The following is a 12,813-nucleotide window of genomic DNA, read 5'->3' as shown; positions in this document are numbered from 1 at the left end:
CGCCCTGAGTGCGCTTGCATTGTCTGTGATAATGTCGTAGACTCATTCCTTGCACCATAGCCAGCGATCGCCCATGCTTGACGTGGGCGGTTCGTCATGCCCCCAGACCGGCCGACGGGTCGGTTGTAGGAGTTCTCGGAAGGACCGCACATTGGCCGCCACGCGCACTGCGTCGAAGAACACCAACGCCATTTCGCCCCAGTCGGGACGAATCTCATTTGCCAAGATTCACGAACCGTTGGAGGTTCCCAACCTTCTCGACCTGCAGGTTGAGTCGTTCAACTGGCTCGTCGGCAATGAGATATGGCAGTCCCATGTGGACGCCGCCCTCGCAGAGGGGCGCACCGACATCAACACCAAGTCCGGCCTCGAGGAGATCTTCGAGGAGATCTCCCCGATCGAGGACTACTCCGAGACGATGTCCCTGTCTTTCCGGGACCACCGTTTCGAGGATCCGAAGCACACCGTTGACGAGTGCAAGGATCGTGACACCACCTACGCGGCTCCGCTGTTCGTGACCGCGGAGTTCATGAACAATGAGACCGAGGAGATCAAGTCCCAGACGGTCTTCATCGGTGACTTCCCGCTCATGACCTCCAAGGGCACCTTCATCATCAACGGCACCGAGCGTGTCGTCGTCTCCCAGTTGGTGCGTTCTCCCGGTGTCTACTTCGAGAAGACTGCCGACAAGACCTCCGACAAGGACATCTTCACCTGCAAGGTGATCCCGTCTCGTGGCGCCTGGCTTGAGTTCGAGATCGACAAGCGCGACACCGTGGGCGTGCGTCTGGACCGCAAGCGCAAGCAGAACGTCACCGTCTTCCTCAAGGCGCTCGGCTGGACCGCCGACCGTATCCTCGAGGAGTTCGGCGACCACGAGTCGATCCGTCAGACCCTTGAGAAGGATCACGGCGTCGAGACCCAGGATCAGGCCCTCCTCGACATCTACAAGAAGCTGCGTCCAGGCGAGCCGCCGTCGCGTGACGCCGCCCAGCAGCTGCTGGAGAATTACTACTTCAACCCGAAGCGTTACGACCTGGCCAAGGTTGGTCGTTACAAGATCAACAAGAAGCTGGGCCTGTCGCTGCCGTTCGACCAGCAGGTGCTGACGATCGACGACATTGTCGCTGCGATCCACTACGTGTGTGCTCTGCACGAGGGCACCGAGACGCTTCCTCGCGAGGGTCGTGAGGATGTCGTCGTCGAGGCTGACGACATCGACCACTTCGGCAACCGTCGCCTGCGTACCGTCGGTGAGCTCATCCAGAACCAGTTGCGTACCGGTCTTGGCCGTATGGAGCGCGTCGTGCGTGACCGCATGACCACCCAGGACATCGAGGCCATCACCCCGCAGACCCTCATCAACATCCGTCCGGTGACGGCTGCGATCAAGGAGTTCTTCGGAACCTCCCAGTTGTCGCAGTTCATGGACCAGAACAACCCGCTGGCCGAGATGACCCACAAGCGTCGTCTGTCGGCCCTGGGCCCCGGCGGTCTGTCCCGTGACCGGGCCGGCATGGAGGTCCGAGACGTCCACCCGTCTCACTATGGCCGTATGTGCCCGATCGAGACCCCTGAGGGTCCGAACATCGGTCTGATCGGTTCGCTGGCCTCCTTCGCCCGCGTCAACGCCTTCGGTTTCATCGAGACCCCGTACCGCAAGGTCGTCGACGGCCAGGTCACCGACCAGGTTGTCTACCTGACCGCTGACGAGGAGGATCGTCACGTCATCGCCCAGGCCAATGCCAAGCTCGATGACGAGGGCCGCTTCGTCAACGACCGTGTTCTGGTGCGTCAGCGTCACGGCGAGGCCGACGAGGTCCCGAACTCCGAGGTTGACTACATGGACGTCTCCCCGCGCCAGATGGTGTCGGTGGCGTCGGCCCTCATCCCCTTCCTCGAGCACGACGATGCTTCGCGAGCCCTCATGGGTGCCAACATGCAGCGTCAGGCCGTGCCGCTGGTGCGTACCGAGGCCCCGTTCGTCGGAACTGGTATGGAGTACCGCTGTGCGGTTGACGTCGGTGACGTCACCCTCGCCGAGAAGGCCGGTTCGGTGTTGTCGGTGAGCGCTGACCTCATCGACATCGCCTGTGATGACGGCACCTACCAGACCTACAAGCTGGAGAAGTTCCGCCGTTCCAACGCTGGTACCTGCATCAACCAGCGCCCGTTGGTCACGGTGGGCCAGCGCGTCGAGGTGGGTACCCCGCTGGCTGACGGCCCATCGACCGACAAGGGAGAGCTCGCCCTTGGTCGCAACATGCTGGCTGCCTTCATGCCGTGGCAGGGCCTCAACTATGAGGACGCCATCATCTTGTCCCAGCGCATCGTCTCCGACGACGTCCTCACCTCGATCCACATCGAGGAGCACGAGGTCGACGCCCGTGACACCAAACTGGGCGCTGAGGAGATCACCCGGGACATCCCGAACGTCTCCGAGGACATGCTGTCCAACCTGGACGAGAACGGCATCGTGCGCATTGGCGCCCAGGTCGGCACTGGCGACATTCTCGTCGGCAAGGTCACCCCGAAGGGTGAGACCGAGCTGACCCCTGAGGAGCGTCTGCTGCGCGCCATCTTCGGTGAGAAGGCCCGCGAGGTCCGTGACACCTCCCTCAAGGTTCCCCACGGCGAGGAGGGCACCGTCATCGGCGTGCGCGTCTTCGACGCCGAGAACGGTGACGAGCTGGCCCCCGGCGTCAACCAGATGGTTCGCGTCTACGTCGCTCAGAAGCGCAAGATCTCGATCGGTGACAAGCTCGCCGGACGCCACGGTAACAAGGGCGTCATCTCGAAGATCCTGCCTGTGGAGGACATGCCGTTCCTGCCGGACGGCACCCCGGTTGACATCATCCTCAACCCGCTGGGTGTGCCTTCTCGAATGAATGTCGGTCAGGTCCTCGAGATGCACTTGGGCTGGATCGCCCACTCCGGTTGGGACATCACCCAGGCCGAGGGCGATTGGGCTGAGCGTCTGCGCGAGGTCGGTCTCATCGACGTTCCCGAGGAGTCCCGTCTGGCCACCCCGGTCTTCGACGGTGCCACCGAGGAGGAGATCACCGGACTGCTGCAGTACGGTCACCCGACCCGCGACGGGGACATGCTCGTTGACTCTGACGGCAAGGCCACCCTCTTCGACGGCCGTACCGGTGAGCCCTTCCCGTCCAAGGTGGGTGTGGGCTACATGTACATGCTCAAGCTGCACCACTTGGTTGACGACAAGATCCACGCCCGTTCCACTGGTCCGTACTCGATGATCACCCAGCAGCCCCTCGGAGGTAAGGCTCAGTTCGGTGGTCAGCGGTTCGGTGAGATGGAGGTGTGGGCCATGGAGGCCTACGGCGCCGCCTGGGCGCTGCAGGAGCTGCTCACCATCAAGTCCGATGACGTTCCGGGCCGTGTCAAGGTCTACGAGGCGATCGTCAAGGGCGAGAACATCCCGGAGCCGGGCATCCCTGAGTCCTTCAAGGTGCTCGTCAAGGAGATGAAGTCTCTCTGCCTGAATGTGGAGGTGCTCAACTCGGAAGGCCAGGAGATCGACCTGCGCACCTCCGAGGAGGACTCCCAGTCCGGTCTGGGTATCGACATCGGGCGTCGTCCCGGCGTCGACAACGCCATGGCCGACTGACCTGCCCATCATGCCGGGGCGACGCTGTTGCCCCGGCCCCCTGAACACAGTCCGTTTGACGGGGGTGGGGACGGGCCCGGACAACCCGACCCACACAGACACCCCGACTGGAACCCCTCCCTGACGAGGAGGGGGTACCGCCCACCCATGTGGGGGAAAGAGAACAATCGTGCTGGACACCAACTACTACGATCGGTTGCAGATCGGCCTGGCCACGGCCGACCAGATCCGTGCGTGGAGCCACGGCGAGGTCAAGAAGCCTGAGACCATCAACTACCGCACCCTCAAGCCCGAGCGTGACGGCCTCTTCTGCGAGAAGATCTTCGGCCCGACCCGTGACTGGGAGTGCTACTGCGGCAAGTACAAGCGCGTCCGCTTCAAGGGCATCGTCTGTGAGCGCTGCGGCGTCGAGGTGACCCGTTCCAACGTGCGTCGTGAGCGCATGGGACACATTGAGCTGGTCGCCCCGGTGACCCACATCTGGTACTTCAAGGGAGTTCCCTCCCGTCTGGGTTACCTGCTCGACATCGCCCCGAAGGATCTGGAGAAGGTCATCTACTTCGCGGCGTACATGATTACCGCCGTCGACGAGGAGGCTCGTCACCGCGACCTGCCGTCGCTGGAGGCCAAGGTACAGACCGAGCGCTCCCGCATGGAGCAGCGTCGTGATTCCGAGCTTGAGGCCCGCCGGGTCAAGCTTGAGGAGGACATGGCTCAGCTCGAGGCCGACGGTGCCAAGGCTGACATCCGCCGCAAGGTCAAGGACGGCGCCGAGAAGGAGCTCAAGCACATCGAGACCCGCGCCCAGCGCCAGATCGATCGTCTCGACGCCGTGTGGGATCGTTTCAAGAACCTCAAGGTCCAGGATCTTGAGGGTGACGAGATCCTGTACCGGGAGATGAAGTCGCGTTTCGGCAAGTACTTCGAGGGGTCGATGGGTGCCGAGGCCATCAAGCGTCGTCTCCACGACTTCGACCTGGCTGCCGAGGCCGAGAATCTGCGCGAGGTCATCAAGACTGGCCGTGGCCAGAAGAAGACCCGCGCCCTCAAGCGTCTCAAGGTGGTGCAGGCCTTCCTCGAGTCCGGCAACTCGCCGGAGGGCATGGTCCTGGACTGCGTCCCGGTCATCCCGCCGGACCTGCGCCCGATGGTGCAGCTCGACGGTGGCCGCTTCGCCACCTCGGACCTCAACGACCTCTACCGTCGCGTCATCAACCGAAACAATCGCCTCAAGAGGCTGGTTGACCTCGGCGCCCCGGAGATCATCGTCAACAACGAGAAGCGAATGCTCCAGGAGGCCGTCGACTCCTTGTTCGACAACGGTCGTCGTGGACGTCCGGTGAGTGGGCCGGGTAACCGTCCGCTCAAGTCGTTGTCTGACATGCTCAAGGGCAAGCAGGGGCGTTTCCGTCAGAACCTGCTCGGTAAGCGCGTCGACTACTCGGGTCGTTCGGTCATCGTCGTCGGCCCGCAGCTCAAGATGCACCAGTGCGGTCTGCCCAAGACGATGGCTCTGGAGCTGTTCAAGCCCTTCGTCATGAAGCGTCTGGCTGACCTGGAGCACGCCCAGAACGTCAAGTCGGCCAAGCGCATGGTCGAGCGCCAGCGTCCGGTGGTGTGGGATGTCCTCGAGGAGGTCATCAAGGAGCACCCGGTTCTGTTGAACCGTGCACCTACCCTGCACCGTCTGGGTATTCAGGCCTTCGAGCCCCAGCTCATCGAGGGTAAGGCCATCCAGTTGCATCCGCTCGTCTGCTCGGCCTTCAACGCTGACTTCGACGGTGACCAGATGGCTGTGCACCTGCCGCTGAGCCCGGAGGCCCAGGCTGAGGCCCGCGTTCTCATGCTGTCGACCAACAACATCCTCAAGCCGGCTGACGGCCGCCCGGTCGCCCTGCCCTCGCACGAGATGATCATCGGCGCCTACTACCTGACGATGGCCCTTGACGGCCTCAAGGGTGAGGGACGTGCCTTCGCCTCTCTGGCCGAGGCGATCATGGCTCATGACCTGGGTGAGCTTGAGATCGGCGCCAAGATCAAGCTGCGTCTGCACGGCGTCGTCCCGCCGCACGGTGAGACGGTGCGCGCTGACGGTTCGGTCATCCTCGACACCACGTTGGGGCAGGCTCTGTTCAACGAGGTGCTGCCCGCTGACTACCCGTACGTCGACTACCTCGTCGGTAAGAAGCAGCTCGGCAAGATCGTCAATGACCTGTCCGAGCGGATGACCCAGCTTGAGGTGGCCCACGTTCTCGACAGCCTCAAGGACATCGGTTACAAGTGGGGCTCGCTGTCTGGCGTGACCGTCTCCATCGGTGACGTTCAGACCCCGCCGACCAAGCCGGAGATTTTGGCCGGGTATGAGGCCCGCGCCGCCAAGGTTGACCGTGAGTACGACCGTGGTGCCGTGACCGAGGAGGAGCGTCGTCAGGACCTCATCCAGATCTGGACCGAGGCCACTGCCGAGCTGACCGCCGCCATGGAGGCCAACTTCACCCAGACCAACCCGATTCACATGATGGTTGACTCGGGTGCTCGAGGCAGTATGACCCAGATGCGTCAGATCGCGGCCATGCGTGGTTTGGTGGCTGACCCGAAGGGTGACATCATTCCGCGCCCGATCAAGTCGAACTTCCGTGAGGGCCTGACGGTTCTGGAGTACTTCATCTCCACCCACGGTGGTCGTAAGGGACAGGCTGACACCGCTCTGCGTACCGCAGACTCGGGTTACCTGACTCGTCGTCTGGTGGACGTGTCCCAGGATGTCATCGTCCGCGAGGAGGACTGCGGCACCACCCGTGGCATGCCCAAGACCATTGCCGTTGATGACGGCACGGGCGCCTTGGTGCGCGTCGAGGGCCTGGACACTGCGGTGTATGCCCGCTGCCTGGCTGCCGATGCCGTTGACGCCAATGGCAATGTCGTGGTCGAGGCCAACTCCGATCTGGGTGACGAGGAGATTTCCAAGCTCATCGCCGCTGGCATCTCGCAGGTCAAGGTGCGTTCGGTGCTCACCTGCACCGCCGCGCAGGGCTGCTGTGCCCGTTGCTATGGACGTTCGCTGTCGACCGGCCATCTGGTTGACGTCGGCGAGGCCGTCGGTATCATCGCTGCCCAGTCGATCGGTGAGCCCGGTACCCAGTTGACGATGCGTACCTTCCACACCGGTGGTGTCGCTGGTGACGACATCACTCAGGGTCTTCCCCGTGTCGTCGAGCTTTTCGAGGCCCGTAGCCCGAAGGGTAAGTCGCCGCTGGCCGAGGCCGCTGGTGTCATCCGCATCGAGGAGTCCGACAACCGCCGCAAGCTCATCCTGGTCCGTGACGACGGCGAGGACGACGTGGAGTACGTGGTGCCGCGTCGTGCCCGTCTGGAGTTCGACCTTGACGGTACCCACCGCGTCATCCGTGACGGTGTGCGTGTGGCCGCTGGTGAGCAGCTCATGGGTGGTACCGCCGACCCGCAGGACGTCCTGCGCATCTCCGGTGTTCGCCGGGTGCAGGAGTACCTCGTCAAGGAGGTCCAGAAGGTCTACAACACCCAGGGTGCTGGTATTCACGAGAAGCACATCGAGATCGTCATTCGTCAGATGCTGCGCCGTATCACCGTCATTGAGTCCGGTGACACCCAGATGATGCCTGGCGAGCTGGTGGACCGTACCTCGTACGAGAACGCCAACCGCAAGGCTGTCGCCGAGGGTGGTCGTCCGGCTGAGGGTCGTCCGGTGCTCATGGGTATCACGAAGGCCTCGTTGGCCACGGAGTCCTGGCTGTCGGCTGCTTCCTTCCAGGAGACGACGAAGGTGCTCACCGATGCCGCCATCAACGGCAAGACGGACACTCTGGTCGGCCTCAAGGAGAACGTCATCCTCGGTAAGCTCATCCCGGCCGGTACGGGTCTGGAGATTTACCGCAATCTTCGGGTGGAGCCGACCGCGGAGGCCAAGGCTGCCGCGTTCACCATGAACTACGACCCGTTCGACTATGACTTCGGTTCAGGATCGGGTGCGGCTGTTCCGCTCGACGATCTGGATCTGGGTGATCTGGGCTGAGTCCGGTCCGTGGCTGCGAAAGCCTCTCCTCCCCGCGTGGGGAGGAGAGGCTTTTTGCGTGGGTTGGGGGATCCGTTTTCGGCTTGTCCTGGTGCCGCGAACCTCGGAGGAGTACCCCAGTGGCCTTACTGCGAATGATGCGCAATATCATGTAGCATGGTTTCGGTTCACCCGTCGAGGATGTGCACAGGGACACCATGAGCCACCTTCGAATCGAGCCGTCCGTCTCGTAGGAAAGAAGTGATATGCAGACGAAGAAGAACCACGTGAGGCCGGTGGCGCTGGCCGTGCTCATGACCCTACTTGCCTCGGTGTTTGCACCGATGTCATGGGCAGCAGACGCGAAGGTGGTCTTACGCGAGGACCACACAGACGCTTTCTTCATCGACACCGACACTGGCGTTCCCGTCGTCCAGGTTGAGAATGGGCTCCGTTCGCAGAAGTACGACCCGAATGATGTCGAGTTTCAGATTCAGCCGGATACGTACGGAAAGTACGAGCTCAAGGGCGTGAGTGAGTCACCTCTTGAGGGGTATTACACCGGCAGTGAGGACGCCGACATATGGTTTGAACCTGGCTGGAACGCTCCGCGTTTCGCCAAGAATGGTTTTGATGCCCTGCGCGTCGATTTCACTACGGTTACTGGTCCGGGCAAGATGTTGCTCACCGGTAATTCTCCTGAGGGTGACGACGACGGCCCCCTTGGCGCCTGGCTTGCCGACGGCACCTATGAGTTGGTCAAGGGTGCGTCATTGCCGATCAAGGGCCACCAGCATGCACACTGGTTGTTCACTCGCGCCGGCAAGTACACGATGAGTGGGGTTGCCGTGGGCACCAAGACCGACGGCACGGAGGTTTCGTCGCAGCCCTTCACGCTGTCGTGGGACATCCTCAAGTCTGACGATGACACTCGTCCTGCGGACACGGCGGACCCGACGCCAACCGTCACCCCTTCAGCCACTCCGACGCCGACGGATACTCCTTCGGCGGTTCCGACCCCCGAGCCCACTGAGACCGCAGGCCCCACCATTGACACCACCAAGATCGAGATCGATCACGGTCACCTGGACGTGTTCGCCGGTCTGGCCCATGACGGGATGCTGTCGATGGCCATCAAGGACGACCGCGATGGCGACGCTGTCTATCGGGCACCCGAGGCGGTGACGCTGAAGATCGGCGAGAACGCCTTCCGTAAGCTGCCTGAAACCATGCATGATCGCTTTGCTCCCGAGGGATATGTTCTGGCTCAAAATGGTGAGCATCAGCAGGAGATGCTGTTTCCTGGATGGGACACCTTTGGGGTTGCTCCTGATTTCGAGGCTGTCGATCTCGAGTTTGTCGACGTGACGGGGCCGGGAAAGGTCTACCTGTACCAGCAGGGAATCGGTAAGCTGCACTCCCCGTTGGTCTCCGGGTCCTGGGTGCTGGCATCGGGGGAGACCATCTCGCAGAAGAAGCTGGGGCACGTCCACACCAACTGGTTGTTCGAGAAGCCGGGTACCTACACCATGAAGGTCCGTCTCAAGGGAGTCCCGGTCAAGGCCACTGACGGCAAGGCCGTTGTCTCCGAGCCGGCGACGTACACGTGGGTCGTGGGTGACAAGCAGGACGATCAGCCTGTGGTGGCCCCGACGAACCCGGTTCCGTCCGAGGCCCCGTCGAGCCCGGCTGCAGGTCCGACCGATCAGCCGTCTGCGGTTCCGTCCAGCCCGGCTGCGTCTGTGGTTCCGTCGAGCCCGGTTCCCTCCAGCCCGGCTGCAGGTCCGACCGATCAGCCCTCTGTGGTGCCGAGTCAGGCTCCCTCGGTGGTGCCGACGAGCCAGGCTTCCGAAGGGGCCGGTGAGGGTGCCGTCCAGCCGACTCCGACCCAAGGTGCAGATGTGCCTTCGGTGACGTCATCGCAGGCCCCGGCGGTGAAGGCGAGCGCCTTGCCACATACGGGTGTCTGAGAGGTGCAGTATTCGTAGTCACTCCCACTGAGGGCTATCACTGTAGGGACAGGTCCGGTCTCCGCATTCGCGGGGCCCGGACCTGTTCATTTTGTCACATCTGTGGCTGGAGGCCCCAGGATTGTTTGAGCTGACTAGGGGGTTCGCGGAGGTTCTTTACCTGCTGGTGGCTGGCTGTCGTGCATGGTGTTGACAGAATCGCCGGGGGGGCAGTATTCCAGGTGAAGTTACTGAATAAGTGGCTGTCATAAGAGTGTCTGCGGTGCGGTGTGCCGCGTACTGAAAGGATTTCTGTCGTGAAGAAGCATGTCATTGGGGCCAGTTTGACGGGGCTGGCTCTTGCTCTTACCCCTCTTGTGAGTGGCTCTGTGCCGGCCTACGCCCTTCCTTCGTATGACAGTCCGGATAGTGCAAGGGGCGCAGATGTAAACACGCCGGTCGCCATCCGTCTTAGGGATTGCGATATGGACGACGCGACCCAGATCAAATGGGGGGTCACTCGGAATAATGATGTGCCGCCGGAGAGGTGGACTACGGTGAAGAATGAGGATCAAAGGGTCACGTACACCCCGAAGTCCCCGGGCGACTACACCGTTTGGGCCTACTGCGCTGATAGCGCTGGCAACCGTGTTTCGGATAATAGCAGCAAGACTTTCGAGGCCTACAGCACCAAGGCGACCCTCGATCCCACGACGTGGAAGTCCGGCGAAGAAGTGGTAATGATCGATGATGGGTTGCTCTATAGGTTGTCGGCGTCGTTGGTGCGTGACGGTGACACCAAGGATTACGGTGACTTGCTGAACTCACAAACGATTGGTCAGCCGCCCATTAATCATGAGAGGACTGACTCCTTCACTTTCCCGAGCAATGTTCCCGTGGGTAATTACACCTTGAAGTTGACTGATTCGGACGGCTTCGTCCGCTCGGTTCGTGTGTATCTGGATCATGGGGCGGGTCGCCTGCTGAGCGGGTCTGCTTCGGGTTCGAAGTCGCCGGCTAAGCCTGGTTCGAAGTCGTCGTCCAAGCCTGGTTCGAAGTCTGCTTCGAAGACGTCCTCCAAGTCCAAGTCTGCTTCGAAGGCGACCTCTGGCAAGCATGTCGTCACGTCGGGTTCTGGTGCTGCTACTGAGAAGACGACCACTGGTGCTGCCAGTGGCTATGACGAGGGTGTCTCGCATGTTTCTTCCGGGATGCACACTCTGCCCCATACTGGTGTCTGAGAGCCTGTACGGTCTTGTGTGACTGAAGCCCCGCGTCTAAGGACGCGGGGCTTTCCGCGTTCGGGGCGGCGTCGAATTGTTGCCCATCCGCCTGATGACGTAAGCTTGTCGGCATACGAATACCACCGGTATTGTGAGGGATGAGGGAATGAAGCGAGCAGTTCTCACTGGCGCCGTCGCGGCGTGCTTGTCGATGGTCACCGTCCTGGCCTCGGCGTCCAGTGCCCACGCGCAGAGTGCTCCCCTCCCCGCTCCAACATCGCAGGCCACGGCAAACGCCCGCCCGACCCACCGCGTATCGGTTCATGCCAGCGTTCACGTCAGCAAGCCAGCCCGTCGTCACGTCATTGTTCCTCCCGAGGTTCACGGCGGCACGATTCACCTGCCGGATGTCAGCGCGGCCCCCATCGTTCTACCGACCATCCAGGGCGGGACGATCACCCTTCCCGACATCCAGGGCGGCACCATCACCCTTCCCGATGTCAGTGGGCGCCCCATCGTCCTGCCGAAGATTGAGGGTGGGGTCGTCAGCATCCCGCCAATCGTCTTCCCCTCCATGCAGGCTTCAGGCACCATTCGTGTAAACGGAACCGTCAAGGGGCAGGCCAACGGCAGTGGCCACAGCAATTTCTTGGTCGCCGGTGGAATGGGTGCTCCTGCGGCCCGGCCGGTGGTCCTTCCTCGAACGGGCGTCTGAGAGAGCCTGAGAGATTTGTGGCTCAGGGTCGTGTCTGCCGTGGAGTCATCGTCCACGGGGCCGTCATGATGCCTTTGCGGTGCCCGTCCTCACATCGTCGTCGAGTTTGACCCTCCGCAACCTGGGATATACGCTGTTACGGCGTGTCCGGTTCGACCGGACGCTTGTGTGTGCCCTGGCATGGCGACAAACGACCACTCGAGTTGCTGCGAGAAGGTCTGCCCGTGCGGAGTTCGCACGGCACTTCCAGTCTGCAGCGAGGGGCAGCGGTGATCCCGACGCAGCGATGGAGAAGTGCGAAACCAGGGAATTCCGAACCCACCAGACGGAAAGAGATACCAGCCGGTGCCTACAATCCAGCAGCTGGTCCGCAAGGGCCGCACTGACAAGATCAGCAAGAACAAGACGCCTGCCCTCAAGGGCTCGCCGCAGCGTCGTGGCGTGTGCACCCGTGTGTACACCACGACGCCCAAGAAGCCGAACTCCGCCCTGCGAAAGGTCGCCCGTGTGCGCCTCTCGACGGGCATCGAGGTCACGGCCTACATCCCCGGTGTCGGACACAACCTCCAGGAGCACTCCATGGTGCTCGTGCGTGGCGGTCGTGTGAAGGACCTGCCGGGTGTGCGTTACAAGATCGTCCGCGGCTCCCTCGACACCCAGGGTGTCAAGGGTCGCAAGCAGGCCCGTAGCCGTTACGGTGCCAAGAAGGAGAAGTGATCCATGCCTCGTAAGGGACCCGCGCCGAAGCGCCCAGTGATGGTCGATCCCGTCTACGGATCTCCTCTCGTCTCCCAGCTCGTGAGCAAGATCCTTCTCGACGGCAAGAAGACTGTCGCCCAGAACATCGTCTACACCGCCCTTGAGGGCTGCCGCGCCAAGACCAACACCGATCCGGTGCAGACCCTCAAGCGCGCGCTCGACAACATCAAGCCCTCCCTGGAGGTCAAGTCCCGCCGCGTCGGCGGTGCCACCTACCAGGTGCCGGTCGAGGTCAAGCCCGCTCGCCAGACCACCCTGGCCATGCGTTGGCTGGTTGCCTTCTCCCGTGAGCGTCGCGAGAAGACCATGGCCGAGCGTCTCATGAACGAGATCCTCGACGCCTCCAATGGCCTCGGTGCTTCCGTGAAGCGCCGTGAGGACACCCACAAGATGGCTGAGGCCAACCGAGCCTTCGCCCACTACCGCTGGTGATTGTTGGCCCTCTTCCCGTCGGGGAGAGGGCACAATCGCGTTCAGCCCAGAAAACCTTGCGGTTTACCGCAGGT

At 62.3% G+C, this 12,813-nt stretch carries 7 protein-coding genes; all 7 read left to right on the top strand.

What is annotated here, in order from left to right; all coding sequences use genetic code 11:
* Positions 1-151: 151 nt before the first annotated feature.
* The 7 genes from rpoB (at position 152) to rpsG (ending at position 12,739) form a co-directional block, all read left to right on the top strand.
* Positions 152-3,631 (top strand): DNA-directed RNA polymerase subunit beta, encoded by a 3,480-nt coding sequence (rpoB, locus tag O6R08_RS08600; RefSeq protein ID WP_271417751.1) that lies wholly within the window; start codon positions 152-154, stop codon positions 3,629-3,631.
* A gap of 169 nt (positions 3,632-3,800) precedes the next feature.
* On the top strand, positions 3,801-7,682 hold the full coding sequence (locus O6R08_RS08595; RefSeq protein ID WP_271417750.1) for a DNA-directed RNA polymerase subunit beta': 3,882 nt from the start codon (positions 3,801-3,803) through the stop codon (positions 7,680-7,682).
* A gap of 245 nt (positions 7,683-7,927) precedes the next feature.
* Positions 7,928-9,631, top strand: coding sequence for a choice-of-anchor M domain-containing protein (locus tag O6R08_RS08590; protein ID WP_333907886.1), 1,704 nt, complete (start codon positions 7,928-7,930; stop codon positions 9,629-9,631).
* 269 nt (positions 9,632-9,900) lie between these two features.
* The gene (locus O6R08_RS08585) at positions 9,901-10,851 is read left to right on the top strand and encodes an adhesin (protein WP_333907885.1); all 951 of its coding nucleotides are present in this window, start codon (positions 9,901-9,903) and stop codon (positions 10,849-10,851) included.
* 346 nt (positions 10,852-11,197) lie between these two features.
* Positions 11,198-11,548, top strand: a complete 351-nt coding sequence (locus O6R08_RS08580) for a hypothetical protein (protein ID WP_271419332.1) — start codon at positions 11,198-11,200, stop codon at positions 11,546-11,548.
* Between the two features lie 345 nt (positions 11,549-11,893).
* On the top strand, positions 11,894-12,265 hold the full coding sequence (rpsL, locus tag O6R08_RS08575) for a 30S ribosomal protein S12 (protein ID WP_271417748.1): 372 nt from the start codon (positions 11,894-11,896) through the stop codon (positions 12,263-12,265).
* A 3-nt stretch (positions 12,266-12,268) separates the two neighbouring features.
* Entirely contained in the window at positions 12,269-12,739 is a 471-nt protein-coding gene (rpsG, locus tag O6R08_RS08570; protein WP_004809065.1) for a 30S ribosomal protein S7, read from the top strand.
* Positions 12,740-12,813: the final 74 nt, after the last annotated feature.

It is taken from the genome of Cutibacterium equinum (genome assembly GCF_028021195.1).
Classification (GTDB): Bacteria; Actinomycetota; Actinomycetes; order Propionibacteriales; family Propionibacteriaceae; genus Cutibacterium; species Cutibacterium equinum.
This window is presented reverse-complemented; position numbering and strand designations above follow the sequence as displayed.

What these genes read in the sequence shown, in the direction of transcription:
- O6R08_RS08590 (WP_333907886.1), top strand. Translation starts at nt 7,928, where the DNA reads ATGCAGACGAAGAAGAACCACGTGAGGCCGGTGGCGCTGGCCGTGCTC.
- rpsG (WP_004809065.1), top strand. Translation starts at nt 12,269, where the DNA reads ATGCCTCGTAAGGGACCCGCGCCGAAGCGCCCAGTGATGGTCGATCCC.